The sequence below is a fragment of the Mucilaginibacter defluvii genome (genome assembly GCF_039543225.1).
GTDB classification, from domain to species: Bacteria; Bacteroidota; Bacteroidia; order Sphingobacteriales; family Sphingobacteriaceae; genus Mucilaginibacter; species Mucilaginibacter defluvii.
On the sequence record NZ_BAABJI010000002.1, the window covers coordinates 798,134 to 814,177 of the forward strand.

Here is a 16,044-nt window from a genome sequence, read left to right on the forward strand (position 1 = left end):
AAATTACAGTTGATGCAAATTACAGTTGATCTGCGTAGCGATACCGTTACCAAACCCACGCCTGCCATGTTAGAGGCCATGATGAACGCTAAAATTGGCGACGACGTTTTTGGCGAGGATGAAAGTGTTGCAGAGCTGGAGCAGAAGGCTGCGGCTATGTTTGGCATGGAGGCCGGTTTGTTTTGCCCCTCAGGCACCATGACCAACCAGATCGCCATTAAATGTTTCACCCAGCCGATGGATGAACTGATTGCCGACCAAACGGCCCACGTTTACCGTTATGAGGGCGGCGGAATTGCTTTTAATTCCGGCGTATCAACACGACTATTGAACGGCTACCGCGGCATACTGACCGCCGAAATGATTGAGCCGGAAATAAACGCCGAAAACATACATTATCCGCACACAAGTTTGGTTGTGCTTGAAAATACAGTAAACAAAGGAGGCGGCAGCTGCTACACGCTTGAGCAAATAAAGCCCATTGCCGAGCTATGTAAAGAACGTGGACTTAAATTGCACCTGGATGGCGCGCGGATATTTAACGCGCTTATGCACACGGGCGATAAAGCTATCGACTACGAGAAATATTTTGACGGAATTTCGGTTTGTTTATCCAAAGGGCTTGGTACACCTGTTGGCTCTGTTTTATTGGCTGATAAGGAAACTATACACAAAGCGCGCCGCATACGCAAAGTATTGGGTGGCGGCATGCGGCAAGCAGGATTTTTAGCCGCTGCAGGCATTTATGCGCTCGACCACCATGTAGAGCGGTTGAAAATTGATCATCAGCACGCACTATTGTTAGCTAATGAGCTAAGCAAGTGTAATTGGGTAAGCCAAGTACTACCGGTTGAGACTAATATCATGTTATTTGACACCTTCGAACCGGCTGATTTAATAGTAAATAAACTTGCTGAGCATGGAATCAAGTGCGGATCTACAGACAAAAACAGAATTCGTTTTGTAACACATCTGGATATACAACCTCATCACGTAGAATATGCAATGAAAATTATGAAGAATTTAAATTAAGACTTTTGCCCGGAATATTTGATTATTAATCAAAAACCATATCTACAATAATTTAAATTCTTTAAAAACCAGCTCGTTTAAATAAAATTCTCAAACATATTTCACTTATTCATTAAAAATTACTCAAATTTGAGATGTATATCCCTCAAATGAATGGCAAAAAAGAATTTGATAGGCGAAACTTGCAATTGTTTTTTATGCAAATACAGTCTAAAGGAGTGGCAGGCAGCCATTAACACAAATAAAAAGAGCTTTAAAGTAAAAAAAGGCGAAAAAATATTTAAAGAAGGCGATCCGGTAACAGGAGTTTACTTTGTTCACTCCGGAACTGTTAAAGTTTACAAACGGTGGGATGCTGAAAAGGAATTGATTATACGCTTCGCTAAGGACGGAGCCATACTGGGCCACCGTGGCCTTGGTGGCGATGCCATTTATCCCGTATCAGCGGCAGCTTTGGAGCCCGGCGTTGTTTGCTATATTGATATGGATTTTTTTGAGGCGAGCCTGAAGGTAAACCCCGAATTATCATACCAGTTACTAATGTTCTTCTCCCAAGAGTTGCGCGAATCCGAAAAAAAGATGCGCAACCTGGCGCATATGCCGGTTAAAGGCCGCGTGGCAGAAGCGCTGATTCTATTGCATAAACAATTTGGCACAACGCCCGAAGGCTACATAAGCCTCGACCTAAGCAGGCAGGATCTCGCCTCATTCGCTGGCGCTACGTATGAGACCGTTTTTCGTGTAATTAATGAGTTGGTGGCCGAAAAATTAATTACACTGTCGGGCAAAAGTATTGCTATCGCCAATTACGACGGGTTGCTACAATTAACCCAGGAAGGGCTGGCATTTTTAGTGTAGATTACTTTTATCAAGGTCGAATTGTTAAGACGAGTTGATCTTTGTGTTATATTTTCTGTTCGGCCTATCCGTTAGGAAACAAATAGTGATAATTGCGCGTTATTACTAATACCAATCTGATAGACTGAAATGGTGAAGAATATTTTGATCATTGATGACCAGCCGGAGATGCTGGAATTAATGACTGACGTGCTGACCCCTGAAGGGTTTACCGTTACCGCATTATTGTATACCGATAACATTGTACAAACCGTAAATATATACCAGCCTGACATTGTACTGCTTGATCATTTGCTGGCCGGTGTAAACGGCGGAGAGCTATGCCGTGAAATTAAAACGCATCCGTTAACCTCATCCCTGCCGGTGTTACTATTATCAGGCTATCCGCGCTTGCTCGAAGCGTTTGGCGATTATGGTTGCGACGCCTTTATATCCAAACCGTTTGATCTTGACGAACTGATCACTACCATCAAAAGCTGCCTGGACAAAAGCGCGTATGCGCACGCTTAAATAAGGTATTATACGAGGTGTTTATTCAAGCACCTCGTATATAGTTACCGGTTTAGCCTTATTTTTCAAAACCACATCACCTATTTTTTCGCAATTGAAGGATTCCTTCGCCTTTTCGTAAGTGGCTTCATTTATCAATATCTGCCCCTCTTTGGCGGTGGATTGTAAGCGCTGAGCGACATTAACGATATCACCTATTACCGTATAATCGAGCCTTTTGAGCGATGCAGAACCGATATTGCCCGACACTACTTCTCCTGAATTAATACCTACAGAAACACCTGGCTTATACTTACGTTCGCCAGCGTCAATTTCTTCTGCCGACCGTATCTGATCGCGAACGGTTATCGCGGCATCAATGGCTCGATCAAGGTGGTAATTACCTCTGAAAACAGCCATAACCGCATCACCCATAAATTTATCTACATGGCCACCCTGCGCAATTATCTCTTTCACAATCTTATCAAACAATCCGTTCAACAGGTTGATAACCGTGTTTGGCGGTACCTGTTCAGTAAGCGCGGTAAAGCCACATATGTCAATAAACATCACGGTTGCATCAACCTGCTCATTGGTTAATAAGCTATTTTCAAACTCTTTGTGCGTCATAAAGTTGAGCACATTTTCGTCAACATACATTTTAAGTATGTTATTCTCTTTAATAGCCTTTATGGTTTCCTGCAGCTGCTTAACATGTTGTATGGTTTTTTGCATGGTTAAGTCCAGGTCGTCAAAATCAACCGGCTTACAAACAAAATCAAACGCCCCACGATTCATTGCCGTACGGATGTTTTGCATGTCTCCGTAAGCAGATACCACAACGGCCTTTAGCGTTGGGTTAGCCTCGGGCAAATGCGAAAGCAGCGTAAGCCCATCCATTACAGGCATATTAATATCGCTTAAAATAATGTCAAGGTCAGGGTGTTCCTTCACTTTTTCAAGCGCCTCGGCACCATTTTGCGCGAAAACAAACTCGTAGATATTCTCTCTTATCTTGCGGCGAAACTTTTGTTTTACCAGTAGTTCCAAATCCGCTTCATCGTCAACTACCAGAATTTTGGCCATTATTCAGCAAGGTTTTTAAGTTTTTGTTTAAGCAGATCAAAATCAAGCGGCTTGGTTAAAAAATCATCGGCGCCTTTGTCCATTGCCTGCCTGTAATTTTCCTCATCGCCATAAGCGGTTACCATCATTACAACGGGTGGTGGCGGCGGGTCGCCAAAATCTTCACGTATATGGCCCAGCAATTCAATACCGCTCATGCCGGGCATATTAATATCCGAAAGGATAAGCACCACTTCCGAATGTTTATCTTCCAGATATTTTAATGCATCTTCTCCCGAAAGGGCAAAATCAAACTCAACTTCCTGGTTACGTATCTCTTTGCGGAAGCGCTGCAAGAAAAGCGGTTGTACGTCCGCTTCATCATCAACAACCAATATTTTCATAAGAAGCTATAAAATTAACTATTTTTTGCTGATAGCGGTAAACTGATCATGAACTCGGTGTATTCGCCTTCTTTACTTTGCACGTCAATTTTACCGTTATGGCCCTTTACTATGATATCATAGCTTAAAGATAAGCCCAGCCCCGTACCCTCGCCTGTTGGCTTGGTAGTAAAAAACGGCTGCATAATTTTATCCTTTATATGCTCGGGAATGCCGGTACCGTTATCACGCACAAAAATCTCTATCATGCCGCGCTTCAACAACGTCGCTACCTCAACAACCGGTTTATATTTGGGATCGCCTTGCTTAACTTTTTGCTGTGTGGCGTAAAAAGCATTGGTAAATAAATTCAGCAATACGCGGCCAACATCCTGCGGTACAACTTCAACCGTAGGCAGGTTTTCGCTGAAACGGGTGAGAAGTTCGGCGTTGAATGATTTATCTTTGGCGCGTAATCCGTGGTAGGCCAGGCGCAGATATTCATCGGCCAGCTTATTAACGTCTGTAGCCTCTTTAATATTGGTACTTTGTCGGCTATGCTGTAACATGCCCTTCACAATACCATCAGCGCGTTTACCGTGGTGGCGTATCTTTTCCAGGTTTTGCTTGATATCAGCTGCTATGGCAAGCGCTTCGTCCTTATCTCCTTTGGCAAGTTCTTCTTCCATCTCCTCGATCAGCTCTGCGCTTACTTCCGAGAAATTATTGACGAAGTTGAGGGGATTCTGTATCTCGTGAGCAATACCCGCGGTAAGTTCACCCAGAGATGCCATTTTTTCTGATTGAATTAACTGTGCCTGCGTGGCCTTCAATTCCTTAACCAAATCCTGTAGTTCATTACGCTGATTGGTAAGCTCAGATGTACGTTCGGCCACAATGGCTTCCAGTTCATCCTTTTTTACCGACATCATACGTAGTTCTTGCTGTTGTTTCTTGGTGCTTGCCCAGCGCGCGAATATCCACACAAAGGCCAGCAATACGCCTATCTGAAAATAATCTTCATAATCACCATAAAATTCTGGCGCTACCAGGTCTAAAAAAGCATCCAGAAAACCCATTACAACCAGCGGTATGTGGGTATTGATGAACCCACGCAGCGGTTGAAAGTCGGGCTCTTTAAGTGTGTATGCCACAATAGCGCCCAAAATAAACGGCCCCAGGAAAGGCGTCACAACATCCGGCATAATTCTGCCAAAAACAAAAAATGAAATTACCACACCGATGGCTGACCATCGAAGCAACGCATTCCATTTATCAAACAGCTCGGTAAATTTTACGGAGGTGCGTAAACGAGTTAAGAGCAAAAAAGCGCCCAGGTAAACAAAAAAATACATATCGAAATAAAGCAGGCCGGTTAATGATCATGGCTGGCTACCAAATATAACATTTCCGTTTATTAAACCATTACAGCCTATAAATAGAAACATTTGAATATATTAGCCTTGAATTTGAAGTATTGCTATTAAACCTTGTTTTGGGGGATTTGCAATGCGAATTTATAAGTACACATTTTACAGATGAAGAACCTGCCACGTTGGTTAATTGACACGGTTTACACAGTTTTAGGTATATTATTTTGCGGTTTCGCGCTCAAAAGCTTTATGATACCCAATAAGTTTTTTGATGGCGGGGTAACCGGCATGGCGCTGCTTATACATGAGCTTTACCACTTAAATATAGCCTATGTAATTGTGCTGGCCAACGTACCTTTCATTATAATGGGTATGTACCAGGTAAACCGTGTGTTCGCTTTCCGTACGGTGGCGGCTATACTTGGTTTGGGGTTGTGTTTGCTTTACGTTCCGTACGAGCCTATAACCTCAGACAAATTGCTGGTTTCCATTTTTGGCGGGGTGTTTATGGGTATAGGCGTGGGTTTGGCTATACGTGGCGGATGCGCGCTGGACGGTATTGAAGTGTTGGCCCTATACACCGGGAAACGCATCAGCTTTACTATCAGCGAAATCATCCTCGGCATCAACATCGTGATTTTCCTGATCGCGGCTATTGAGGTAACGCTGCCAACAGCTTTATATTCGATACTAACCTACTACACCGCATCGCGAACCATCAACTTTGTTATAGAAGGTTTGGAGGAATATACCGGCGTAACCATTATATCGTCGGAAAGTGAAGAGGTGAAGCGTCGTTTGGTGATGGAATTAGGCCGTGGTATCACCGTTTACAAAGGCGAACGCGGCTTTTTGAAGGAAAGCTTTGATGTAAGCCACCCGGTTGATATTGTTTATACCGTAGTTACCCGCCTTGAAGTTAGGCGACTGCGCAACCTGGTGCATGATATTGACTCAAAGGCGTTTGTATTTACCAGTACCATTAAAGAGGCTGCCGGCGGCGTGCTTAAACGCCGGGCAAGGCACTAAGCGTGATTAACAATAAACCCTGCTATCTGCTGTTGCTCGTGCTCGGTTAACAAATCGCCTTTGAATGTCCAGCTACCATCAATAAAAGTAATTTTACCCAGATAATCCGGATTAAGTTCATCAGGTATATCCGTGTTACTTTCGGTAGTTTCCAGCGGTTCGGTAAACAAAAAACTTTCGTTATCGGTTGCGTTTTTCAGCAAGCGGTAAACGCCGGTATCGGTAAGCTCGCCGCTATCATCGCGCTTTAATATAGGCTCAATAATTATTTTTCTGACAGTTCCGTTATCTGCGGATGTTTTGAATGCTACGGGGTTGATCATGATTAGTCTGTTTAATTTATTAACCGCAAATACCGGCCATCTGTTTTAACAGTTAATCACTGTAACGATCATTGCGCCAAGGATAAGCCGTGTTTGAATAGCCCCGCTCCTCCCAAAAACCTAATTTGTCGGCAGATAAAAACTCAATGCGCTTTATCCATTTCGCGCCCTTCCAGGCGTAAAGCTGGGGGGTGATCATGCGTACCGGGCCACCATGCTCATGCGGCAGCGGCTGACCTTCGTAGGTATGTACTAATAATACATCCGGCTTCAAAGCTTCCTGTAATGATACATTGGTGGTATAGGTATCATAACCATAGCACATAATATGTGTTGCCGTTTCTTTTGGATGAACTAACGCAGCCAGATCAAGCAGGCTTACGCCTTTCCAGTGCATGTTGAGTTTTGACCAGGTAGTTACACAATGAAAGTCAGATGTATCCCTGGTTTGCGGCAGATCCATAAACTGTTTCCACGTTAACCGCACCGGATTTTCTACCTCACCATCAATAGTTAAACGCCACCTGTCTAAAGGAACATTAGGTTGATAACCGAGGTCAAGCACCGGCCATTTTGAGGTTGCTGTTTGCCCTATCGGGATCACGGGCATACCGTGCCTGTTGGGTTCGCCCGAGCCTTTGGGTTTATCGTCGGCAACGGATGGTGTGTTGCGCATCTGTTCCTCAAAACGCGCTTTCAGTTTCATGCGGGCCTCAATTATGCGGTTAAGCTTATCCTGATCTTCCATAGCGATTGTTTTTACTTCTCTGCCCGCAAAAGTTTTGCCATCATCCGGCTAAAAAACTCCGGTGTAACGCCTATGTAGGCGGCGATATCCTTTTTTGGTAATTGATGTATTAACGTTGGGTACCTGCGGCAAAAGTTATTGTAACGCTCTTCGGCCGGTAAACTCAAGTTATCCATCAATCTTTGCTGGTAAGCTACCAGTGAATTTTCGGTTATAATTCTGAAAAACCGTTCAAATTTAGGCACTTCGTGATATAAAAGTTCCTGCTTTACTTTGGAGAGCAGTAATATTTCGGTAGGCTCAATGGCATCGATATTTAAAGTACCGGGCTTTTGGCTAAGCAAACTGTACATATCGGCTATCCACCAACCCGCGGGGGCAAAATTCATTACATGCTCCAGCCCGTTCTCATCAACCGTATAGCCCCGCAGGCAGCCGCTGTTCACAAAAGCTGAATATTTGCAAACCTCAAATTCCTTCAATAAAAACTGCTTGCGTGTAAGCTCCTTTGGATGCAGCAGGCTTAAAAAATACTCCCTTTCTTCATCGGTAAGGCCAATGTATTTGCCAATGCTTTTCAGTATCAGATCGGTTGACATAGATAGTAATCGCGATAAAAACGCAATATACCACTAAAAGCGCCTCCGTTGATCTAAAAAATAATGAACAGCGAACTACGTACCTGCGCTTTCAAGTTGCGGCTGCGGTGGCCTTTGCCCTCGGTATCTTCCATCAGCAACACCTCCCCTGCCGCAAACTGCCGCTTTTCGCCGGTTGATGTCTCGATTTCCACACCGCCATCAAGCAGCACAACGTACTGCCTTTGCGGTGCAGCATGAAAATCATCATAAGTGGGTACTACTTTACGGAAGATCAGCTCCTTTACCCCCACCTTTTCCGAGAAATAACCTATCGGCCCGCCCTCATGCAACGGATAATATACTTCATCAAAACGGCTGTCGCCATTTTCATCGGCATAAACCCGGGTTACTTTAAATGCTTCCATCATTTTAATATTTATCATACTTACGAAACTGCATCGATGTACAAAATGCCAGCAGCCTGTCGCGCAATCTTTTAATGAAACACATATTGATTAGCCAGATCAATTTCCTGCTGAATAATGGTATGCGGACGGCCTTTGAATATCGTCACATTCACATCAGCATTTAGTTTTTTCAGCAGTTCCACACTTTCCTCAACCCTGGTTAAGGGTACATGCGGGTCAGGGTCGCCGGTGGTTATCAGTATTGGAGTTCCGTTAAAACTGCCAGTATATTTGCCTGCATCAAACTGCGGGCCTATCAAGCCGCCGGTAAAAGCTACCGCGCCACCATATTTTTTGGCATTAAGGGCGATATACTCCAAGGTTAAACACGCCCCTTGCGAGAATCCTGCGAAATAAATTTTTTCGGCAGGGATGCCTTTACTGATGATCTCGTCAACCAGTTCACCAATCACCTCAATGGCCGAGTTAAGCGCGGGCTGGTTTTGCTCGTCAGCCGCCATAAAACTGTATGGGTACCAGCTATGGTTGCTGGCCTGCGGCGCGTAAATGGCCAGATCTTCTGTATTTAATTCATCAGCCAGACTGATGATATTTTCTGCCGAGCCGCCCCTGCCATGTATCATGATCAGGGCACCGCCGGCTTCGGCAATTGGTTTGCCGGCGGTGATATATTGTTTATGATGTGTGTACATTACTTAAGCTAATTTTGGTAAGGTAGTTTCTAAACTTGCACGGTATTGCTCGTATTGTGCAGGCAATTTAAGGTGCTGACCTAATTCTTCAACCGGTTCGTCAACAGCAAAACCCGGGTTATCAGTAGCTATCTCGAACAATACGCCCCCCGGTTCGCGGAAATACAGTGAGTAGAAATAGTTACGGTCTATCTTCTCGGTAATATGTAAACCAAGAGATGCTATTTTATCGCGATACTGCATCAGCACTTCCTCATTTTTTACACGGAACGCTACGTGGTGTACTGAACCGCCTGCTACATGTCCGGCAACCTCTCCCGGTACTTCAACCAGGTCAACAATGTTGGCATTATCAACCGCGTCGGTAACAAAACGGAAGCGGTTAACATGCTGCTCCAGTAGTTTATAACCGAAAACGTTAGTCAGAATATCGGCAGTTGGCTGCATTTTGTTGGTGGTGATGGTGATGTTATGAAAACCTTTGGTCGCGTTTTCAGCCTTGATCTCGTCAGTTTCCCATGGCAAACGGTTGTCGGCTGTTTTAGATACGATCAACTCCAGTTTCAACCCGTCTGGATCAAGGAAGGTTAAATACTGCTCGCCAAATTTCTCGGCCACTTTGTTATAAATCACATTATGATCTTCAAAGCGTTTTTGCCAAAAATCCAAACTGCCTTCGGGTACTGAGTAACCGATCTCGGTTGCCTGACGTGAGCCGCGCCTGCCAGTCATGATATTTTCCCAAGGGAAGAAGGTCAGGATAGTACCCGGCGTACCTTCCTTATCGCCATAATATAAATGGTACGTTTCAGGATCATCAAAATTCACGGTTTTTTTAACCATGCGTAAGCCTAAAGTTTTGGTATAAAAATCATGATTGCGTTTGGCATTGCCTGCTATTGCAGTGATGTGGTGTATGCCGTTGATTGTACTTTCCATAGTGTTTAGTATTTAGTTTGTGTTTTGATTTATTATTTTAACACTACAAATGTACCCCGGATTTTTGCCCGCAGACTTGACATAGGACAAGAAAGCGTTTTTAGGATATTTTTCTTCTGAAAGCAAAAAAGCGATGGGTGGTGCCATCGCTTTGTATATTTTATTTGGAGATCAAATCCTTCCTAATCGTTCCTCAAACTTTTAACCGGATTAGCGTAGGCCGCTTTTACAGATTGATAGCTGACTGTTACAAGTGCTATAAGCACAGCGCAAATACCTGCTATAGCAAATACCCACCAGCCAATGGTTACCCGATAAGCGTAATTTTCGAGCCATCGGTGCATGATATACCATGACACGGGAAAAGCTACTAACAACGATGAACCGACAAGCTTTATAAAATCGGCAGATAACATGGCGACTATACCTCGTGCGCTTGCGCCCAGCACACGCCTTACCCCTATCTCCTTAACCCGTTTTTGTATAGCGAACGTGGCCAAACCGAACAAGCCCAGGCACGAAATAATGACCGACATCATAGAGAATATATTAAACAGCATACCTGTGCGCTGCTCGGTAACATACAATTTGGCAATATCCTGATCTACAAAACCGTAATTGTACGGATAGTTTGGATAGAGATCATGAAATACATTCTTCAATTTCCCAATCACCTGTTGATAATTGGCATTGTTGGTGCGGATCACCACAAACCCTGCGCGGCTATTATGTCTGATGATCAATGGTTCAATTGCCTGTTGTACCGGTTTAAAATTAAAATCCTGAACTACGCCTATTATGGTACCTTGGTTACCATTGGTTGATATTTTTTGACCGATGGCGGAGGCCGGTTTGATACCCATTGCCTTCAACGCAGTTTGATTGACGAGGTAAGTGCTATCATCAGCAATTGAGTTGGCGCTGAACATTCGCCCTGCAATGAGCTTCATGCCAAAGGTTTTCAGAAAGCTGGCATCAGCACCAATATGCGGAAACACGGTTTGCTGGTCAGGAGTTTTGCCGCTCCACACCACATCGGTAGTGCCGGTGGTTAGGTTTGTTGGCAGGTGATCGACAATAGTATAATCAGTAACACCATTGTTAAAACTTAAAGCTTGCTTTAAGGCATCATAGTTCGCTTTTTGGTAACCTACCTGCGGCACCTGTACATACAACAGGTTTTGTTTATTAAAGCCAATATCCCTGCTCCTGATAAAATCAAGCTGGTTATTCACTATCAAGGTACTGATGATGAGCACAACCGACACAGCGAACTGAAAGATAACCAATCCGCTACGCAAATAAGAAAGCTCGCCTTTAGGAGCCTTAATGCCTTTTAACGCTTTTACCGGGTTAAATGACGACATGAATATAGCAGGATAGCTGCCGGAGATCAATCCAACAACAACGGCTATCGCCAGCAATTGTGCTATCAACCTGCCATTCAATAAATTGATGTTAATATTTTTTGATGCAAGCTCGTTAAATAAAGGCAGTAAGAACCAGGCTAACAACACGCCAATCATCAATGCCAACAAGGCTACAAGCAATGATTCGCCCATGAGCTGAATGATCAGGTCGATACGGCGCGCACCGATGGTTTTTCGCAGGCCAACCTCCTTAGCACGGGTGCTACCCAACGCAGTAGAAAGATTCATGAAATTGATGCAGGCAATAACCAATATAAATATGGCAGCAATACTGAATATTTTTACGTTTTGTAGGTTACCCTGGCCCTCAACATCAAGCTGTAAACCGGCGGTAAGATGAATATCAGTTAAGGGTTGCAGTGTAAAGCTGCTTTTGGTATTGGATTGATCATTCTTTTGGTGGATCAAATCGATCTGCTTTTCGAGCGAAGCTATGGCCGATGATGTCGCCTCAAAATGCTTATCCAGTTTTATATAACTATAAGCCGAAAAGTTACCCCAATCATTACCATTAGAGATATTGTAATAGCTGATGGGCAGCAAAATACTGAACTGCAAATGCGAATTATGTGGCAGGTTTTTAAGAACGCCGCTCACTACATAATCGCTATTATAGCCGTTTTCTACCTTTAAAGTTTTATCAACGGCATCTTCAGTACCAAAGTATTTAACAGCGGCCGCGGCAGTGATCACCACATGGTTAGGCTGCTCAAGTACATTGCCATTGCCGCGTATCAACGGATAACTAAAGAATTGCAAAAAGTTAGCGTCGGCATAGAGAATGTTCTTTTCATCAAATTTTTTATAGGCAACGCTAACGGTAGCGGATGCAGACACAACGCGGGTCACCTTCTCAACAGCAGGAATTTGTTGTTTAACAGCATCAACAACCGGCGGAGGCGTTACAGCGGCTATAGACCCTGATACATTGGAGGTAAGCCGGTATATTTCAGCGGCATTCGGGGTAAATTTATCATAGCTCTTTTCATCCTGCACCCAAAGCATGATGAGTATGCTGCAAGCCATGCCCGTTGACAAGCCAAAAAGGTTAAGAAATGTAAACAACTTAAACCTTTTAAGGCTGCGAAAGGCGGTGATAAAGTAATTCTTAAGCATAGTTTTATATTAAGCTACACTATTGCAACCAAACCGATGCCAAATTACAATCAACTCAATATCAACATCATAACCAAACAAAGTGTTCGGTTATGATGCAATGGATGTTCGATTGCGGATGGTGTTCACAAGCCAAGTATAGCCTTCATATCAGCAATCAGTCGTTCAGCCAAAGCAGTTGCTGCTGCCTCGCTGGTTGATTCCGAATAAATGCGGATGATCGGCTCGGTGTTCGACCGGCGCAAATGTACCCATTCTTTACCGAATTCTATCTTCAACCCGTCTATGGTGCTGTAAGGTTGATCCTTGTATTTTTCTTCTACTTGCTTGAGTAAGCCGTCGATATCCATACTTGCCTGCAATTCTATCTTGTTCTTGGAGATATAGTACTCCGGGTAGGTTTTCCTGAGTTCAGAGATGGTTTTCTTCTCCTTTGCCAGATGCGTCAGAAACAGGGCGATGCCAACCAGTGCATCCCTGCCGTAGTGCAATTCCGGATAAATGATACCGCCATTACCTTCACCGCCGATGATGGCATTGGTTTCCTTCATCTTGTTTACTACGTTCACCTCACCTACCGCGGCAGCTGTGTAATTGCCGTTTTGGGTTTCGGTCACATCTCTTAACGCTCTGGTTGATGACAGGTTGGATACTGTATTGCCCGGGGTATGTTTTAGTATATAATCAGCTACGGCTACCAGGGTATATTCTTCACCGAACATGCTGCCGTCCTCATTTACAAAGCACAGCCTGTCTACATCCGGGTCGACAACGATACCCAGGTCGGCTTTGTTTTCCTTTACTGTTTCGGCTATCGCCGTCAGGTTTTCGGGCAATGGCTCGGGATTATGGGGAAAGTGTCCGTTAGGTTCGGTATACAGTTCGTAGATGGTTTCTACGCCTAATGCTTTCAGCAGTGCCGGTACATAGATACCACCTGTGGAGTTTACGCAGTCGATCGCTATTTTGAAGTTCGCTTGTTTGATGGCTTCCTTATCTACCAGCGGCAGGTTTAATATCAGGCCGATATGTTTTTGCAGGTAGCTGTCATCCTGGGTTACTTTACCCAGGCTGTCTACATCGGCATAGGTAAAGTCGCTTTGTTCGGCGATGTCCAATACTTGCTTGCCATCGGCATCGCTGATAAACTCGCCTTTGTCGTTCAGCAGTTTCAGGGCGTTCCATTGTTTGGGGTTATGGCTGGCCGTCAGGATGATGCCGCCTGCTGCTTTTTCCAGCGGCACGGCTATTTCTACCGTTGGGGTGGTGCTCAGGCCAAGGTCGATGACATCGATGCCCAGGCCTTGCAGGGTGCCCGTCACCAGGCGGCTTACCATCCCGCCTGAGATGCGGGCATCACGGCCGATTACGATCTTGTTGATGCCTGATTTTTTTACCGCCCAGCTACCATAAGCCGAAGTGAATTTTACGATGTCCAACGGCGTTAAGCCCTCGCCGGCTGCGCCGCCGATAGTGCCGCGGATGCCGCTTATTGATTTGATCAGTGTCATGTTGTGTTAGTTAATCCTCAAACTTCCATTTTACGAAGGCTTCAATGGCCTCATACTCTGCTAAGCCGAGCGCGTTATATAAGCGGGCGGTTTCACGTGTCCGGTCTTCTGCCCTAACCCAAAACTCTCGCGCGTCATCACCGGGGAACACCGGCAAATCCTTTTGCGACTGGTGTTTGAATATGGCCAGCCTTTTACGTTCCACCTCCTGCGGCGAAAGCGGTACGGCCATCTCAATTTCGTGTATCTCAAACTCGTGCCAAGCACCACGGTACAGCCATAACCAGCAATCCGCTGTCCATCCTTCCGTTTTGCGCAAACGTGTAAGCGCCTCCAATATTATCTCAAAACATACCTTATGCGTGCCATGCGGGTCGGCAAAATCGCTCGCGGCAAAAATCTGGTGCGGTTTTACCTGCTGTAATAATTCCATGGTTTGCTGCACATCATCCTCGTACGACACAACCTTTTCAAACTTACCACGATCATAAAACGGCAGATCCATAAAATGGATATTTTCATCGCGTAAACCTGACAAACGCGCCCCGGCAATGGCCTCGCCCTTGCGTATCAAACCTTTGATGGTACGAATCTCTTTCGGGTCGGATTGGTTTGGCTTTTTGGTTTTAAAAAACTCCTTCATGGTAGCGTACAAGTTGGTCAGATAAGTAGTGTCCTGCCCTTGTGCCTGCCCGAAATCCATTGCGAATTCTACATAACGCAGCGCATCCTCATCCCAAACGGCTGTGTTGCCCGATGTTTGGTAAGCCACATGCACTTCATGCCCTTGGTCAGCCAGTCGAATGAACGTGCCGCCCATCGAGATCACATCATCATCCGGATGCGGCGAGAACACAATTGAGCGTTTTACCTGTGGCAATGCACGCTCGGGCCGCTGACTGTCATCAGCATTAAACTTACCTCCCGGCCAGCCGGTTATTGTGTGTTGCAATTTGTTAAAGACATTGATATTAATGTTATACACCGGCCCAAAATCGGTAGCTAATTGTGCCATACCGTTATTATTATAGTCGGCTTCAGTGAGTTTCAAGATAGGTTTACCCAAGGTTTTAGCCAGCCATACCACCGCCTTTTTGGTTAGTGAATCCGTCCAGCGGCAATCCTTTACCAACCAGGGTATATCAAAGCGGGTAAGCTCAACCGCGGCATCCTCATCAATAACAAACTCCACGTTGTTTGACATTTGCAGAAACGTAGCTGGTACTTCAGTAGATATCGCACCCTCAACCGCTTTTTTGATGATCGGCGCTTTTTTGCCGTTCCAAGCCAGCAGGATGATCTCCTTGGCCTTAAATATAGTACCAATGCCCATCGTGATGGCTTTTTTAGGCACATTCTCTTTACCCCCGAAATCCTTTGAAGCATCCCGACGGGTAAGATCATTAAGGGTAACCAGCCGTGTACCCGAGTTTGGCGCCGAGCCAGGTTCGTTAAAACCGATATGCCCGGTACGGCCGATACCCAAAACCTGCAGATCGATACCGCCGTAGCTGTTTATCTTTTGCTCATAAGCCAGGCAATAAGCGGCGATATCTTCCTGTTTTAATGTCCCGTCCGGAATGTTTACATTGGCTGTATCGATATCGACATGATCGAATAGTTGCTCCTTCATGAACCTTACATAACTTTGCTCGGCATCAGGTTGTATGGGATAATATTCGTCGAGGTTAAAGGTGACAACATTTTTAAAGCTCAGATTCTCCTCTTTATGCAAACGCACTAACTCCTTGTAAACTTTTATGGGCGATGCACCGGTGGCCAAACCTAACACAGCTGTTTCACCTTTTGCTTGTTTGTTCTTTATCAATTCGGCTATGCGGCGGGCTACATTAATACTCGCCCCGGTATCATCACTGTAAATTTTTACCGGTACTTTTTCGTAACGTGTTTCTTCTAATAGATTTAATTTCAGCATATTATATTCCATTATTTAATCAGATAAGGCATAGCATTCCCGTACCGGTGCTGGAGCTTGCCTGCCGGTAATGTTAGTACCTGTATTTTGTTGGGATCTGTTTACATGTAA

16 protein-coding genes are annotated in these 16,044 nt (G+C 44.7%); 4 read left to right on the plus strand and 12 right to left on the minus strand.

Annotation, left to right across the window (positions count from 1 at the left end; all coding sequences use genetic code 11):
• Positions 1–12: 12 nt before the first annotated feature.
• The 3 genes from ABD960_RS09785 to ABD960_RS09795 all read left to right on the plus strand — a co-directional run bounded on the left by ABD960_RS09785 (position 13) and on the right by ABD960_RS09795 (position 2,400).
• Positions 13–1,032, plus strand: coding sequence for a threonine aldolase family protein (locus ABD960_RS09785; protein ID WP_345330967.1), 1,020 nt, complete (start codon positions 13–15; stop codon positions 1,030–1,032).
• Positions 1,033–1,185: 153 nt separating this feature from the next.
• Positions 1,186–1,890: a Crp/Fnr family transcriptional regulator gene (locus ABD960_RS09790; protein WP_345330968.1), complete on the plus strand. Its 705-nt coding sequence runs from the start codon at positions 1,186–1,188 to the stop codon at positions 1,888–1,890.
• A 129-nt stretch (positions 1,891–2,019) separates the two neighbouring features.
• Entirely contained in the window at positions 2,020–2,400 is a 381-nt protein-coding gene (locus ABD960_RS09795; protein ID WP_345330969.1) for a response regulator, read from the plus strand.
• Positions 2,401–2,421: 21 nt separating this feature from the next.
• Here the strand turns inward: ABD960_RS09795 and ABD960_RS09800 are convergent, their stop codons facing one another.
• From ABD960_RS09800 to ABD960_RS09810, 3 genes are read right to left on the minus strand one after another with little or no spacing between them, the layout of a single operon-like run.
• Positions 2,422–3,465 carry an adenylate/guanylate cyclase domain-containing protein gene (locus ABD960_RS09800; protein ID WP_345330970.1) on the minus strand — a complete coding sequence of 348 codons (1,044 nt, stop codon included), beginning with the start codon at positions 3,463–3,465 and terminating at the stop codon, positions 2,422–2,424.
• Positions 3,465–3,848, minus strand: coding sequence for a response regulator (locus tag ABD960_RS09805; RefSeq protein ID WP_345330971.1), 384 nt, complete (start codon positions 3,846–3,848; stop codon positions 3,465–3,467). The genes ABD960_RS09800 and ABD960_RS09805 overlap by 1 nt, the downstream gene beginning before the upstream one ends.
• A gap of 14 nt (positions 3,849–3,862) precedes the next feature.
• Entirely contained in the window at positions 3,863–5,182 is a 1,320-nt protein-coding gene (locus tag ABD960_RS09810; protein WP_345330972.1) for a sensor histidine kinase, read from the minus strand.
• A gap of 183 nt (positions 5,183–5,365) precedes the next feature.
• Between ABD960_RS09810 and ABD960_RS09815 the strand changes: the two genes are divergently transcribed.
• On the plus strand, positions 5,366–6,229 hold the full coding sequence (locus ABD960_RS09815; protein WP_345330973.1) for a YitT family protein: 864 nt from the start codon (positions 5,366–5,368) through the stop codon (positions 6,227–6,229).
• On the opposite strand, the gene ABD960_RS09820 is transcribed toward ABD960_RS09815, so the two are convergent.
• The 9 genes from ABD960_RS09820 to nagB all read right to left on the minus strand — a co-directional run bounded on the left by ABD960_RS09820 (position 6,226) and on the right by nagB (position 15,933).
• A complete protein-coding gene (locus tag ABD960_RS09820) occupies positions 6,226–6,552 on the minus strand; it encodes a hypothetical protein (protein WP_345330974.1) in 327 nt (108 codons plus the stop codon). The genes ABD960_RS09815 and ABD960_RS09820 overlap by 4 nt on opposite strands.
• 52 nt (positions 6,553–6,604) lie before the next feature.
• Positions 6,605–7,300, minus strand: a complete 696-nt coding sequence (locus ABD960_RS09825) for a molybdopterin-dependent oxidoreductase (RefSeq protein WP_345330975.1) — start codon at positions 7,298–7,300, stop codon at positions 6,605–6,607.
• Between the two features lie 11 nt (positions 7,301–7,311).
• Positions 7,312–7,899, minus strand: coding sequence for a Crp/Fnr family transcriptional regulator (locus ABD960_RS09830; RefSeq protein ID WP_345330976.1), 588 nt, complete (start codon positions 7,897–7,899; stop codon positions 7,312–7,314).
• Between the two features lie 53 nt (positions 7,900–7,952).
• The gene (locus ABD960_RS09835) at positions 7,953–8,324 is read right to left on the minus strand and encodes a cupin domain-containing protein (protein ID WP_345330977.1); all 372 of its coding nucleotides are present in this window, start codon (positions 8,322–8,324) and stop codon (positions 7,953–7,955) included.
• A 53-nt stretch (positions 8,325–8,377) separates the two neighbouring features.
• A complete protein-coding gene (locus ABD960_RS09840; protein ID WP_345330978.1) occupies positions 8,378–9,001 on the minus strand; it encodes an alpha/beta hydrolase in 624 nt (207 codons plus the stop codon).
• A gap of 3 nt (positions 9,002–9,004) precedes the next feature.
• On the minus strand, positions 9,005–9,940 hold the full coding sequence (locus ABD960_RS09845) for a ring-cleaving dioxygenase (protein WP_345330979.1): 936 nt from the start codon (positions 9,938–9,940) through the stop codon (positions 9,005–9,007).
• 182 nt (positions 9,941–10,122) lie between these two features.
• Positions 10,123–12,486 carry an ABC transporter permease gene (locus tag ABD960_RS09850; protein ID WP_345330980.1) on the minus strand — a complete coding sequence of 788 codons (2,364 nt, stop codon included), beginning with the start codon at positions 12,484–12,486 and terminating at the stop codon, positions 10,123–10,125.
• Positions 12,487–12,611: 125 nt separating this feature from the next.
• A complete protein-coding gene (gene glmM / locus ABD960_RS09855; protein WP_345330981.1) occupies positions 12,612–13,997 on the minus strand; it encodes a phosphoglucosamine mutase in 1,386 nt (461 codons plus the stop codon).
• A gap of 10 nt (positions 13,998–14,007) precedes the next feature.
• Positions 14,008–15,933: a glucosamine-6-phosphate deaminase gene (nagB, locus tag ABD960_RS09860; protein ID WP_345330982.1), complete on the minus strand. Its 1,926-nt coding sequence runs from the start codon at positions 15,931–15,933 to the stop codon at positions 14,008–14,010.
• Between the last annotated feature and the right edge of the window lie 111 nt (positions 15,934–16,044).

Excerpts from the sequence above, each read along its gene's own strand:
- ABD960_RS09785 (WP_345330967.1), top strand. The coding sequence starts at position 13 with ATGCAAATTACAGTTGATCTGCGTAGCGATACCGTTACCAAACCCACG.
- ABD960_RS09790 (WP_345330968.1), top strand. The coding sequence starts at position 1,186 with ATGGCAAAAAAGAATTTGATAGGCGAAACTTGCAATTGTTTTTTATGC.
- ABD960_RS09795 (WP_345330969.1), top strand. The coding sequence starts at position 2,020 with ATGGTGAAGAATATTTTGATCATTGATGACCAGCCGGAGATGCTGGAA.
- ABD960_RS09800 (WP_345330970.1), bottom strand. The coding sequence starts at position 3,465 with ATGGCCAAAATTCTGGTAGTTGACGATGAAGCGGATTTGGAACTACTG.
- ABD960_RS09805 (WP_345330971.1), bottom strand. The coding sequence starts at position 3,848 with ATGAAAATATTGGTTGTTGATGATGAAGCGGACGTACAACCGCTTTTC.
- ABD960_RS09810 (WP_345330972.1), bottom strand. The coding sequence starts at position 5,182 with ATGTATTTTTTTGTTTACCTGGGCGCTTTTTTGCTCTTAACTCGTTTA.
- ABD960_RS09815 (WP_345330973.1), top strand. The coding sequence starts at position 5,366 with ATGAAGAACCTGCCACGTTGGTTAATTGACACGGTTTACACAGTTTTA.
- ABD960_RS09820 (WP_345330974.1), bottom strand. The coding sequence starts at position 6,552 with ATGATCAACCCCGTAGCATTCAAAACATCCGCAGATAACGGAACTGTC.
- ABD960_RS09825 (WP_345330975.1), bottom strand. The coding sequence starts at position 7,300 with ATGGAAGATCAGGATAAGCTTAACCGCATAATTGAGGCCCGCATGAAA.
- ABD960_RS09830 (WP_345330976.1), bottom strand. The coding sequence starts at position 7,899 with ATGTCAACCGATCTGATACTGAAAAGCATTGGCAAATACATTGGCCTT.
- ABD960_RS09835 (WP_345330977.1), bottom strand. The coding sequence starts at position 8,324 with ATGATAAATATTAAAATGATGGAAGCATTTAAAGTAACCCGGGTTTAT.
- ABD960_RS09840 (WP_345330978.1), bottom strand. The coding sequence starts at position 9,001 with ATGTACACACATCATAAACAATATATCACCGCCGGCAAACCAATTGCC.
- ABD960_RS09845 (WP_345330979.1), bottom strand. The coding sequence starts at position 9,940 with ATGGAAAGTACAATCAACGGCATACACCACATCACTGCAATAGCAGGC.
- ABD960_RS09850 (WP_345330980.1), bottom strand. The coding sequence starts at position 12,486 with ATGCTTAAGAATTACTTTATCACCGCCTTTCGCAGCCTTAAAAGGTTT.
- glmM (WP_345330981.1), bottom strand. The coding sequence starts at position 13,997 with ATGACACTGATCAAATCAATAAGCGGCATCCGCGGCACTATCGGCGGC.
- nagB (WP_345330982.1), bottom strand. The coding sequence starts at position 15,933 with ATGCTGAAATTAAATCTATTAGAAGAAACACGTTACGAAAAAGTACCG.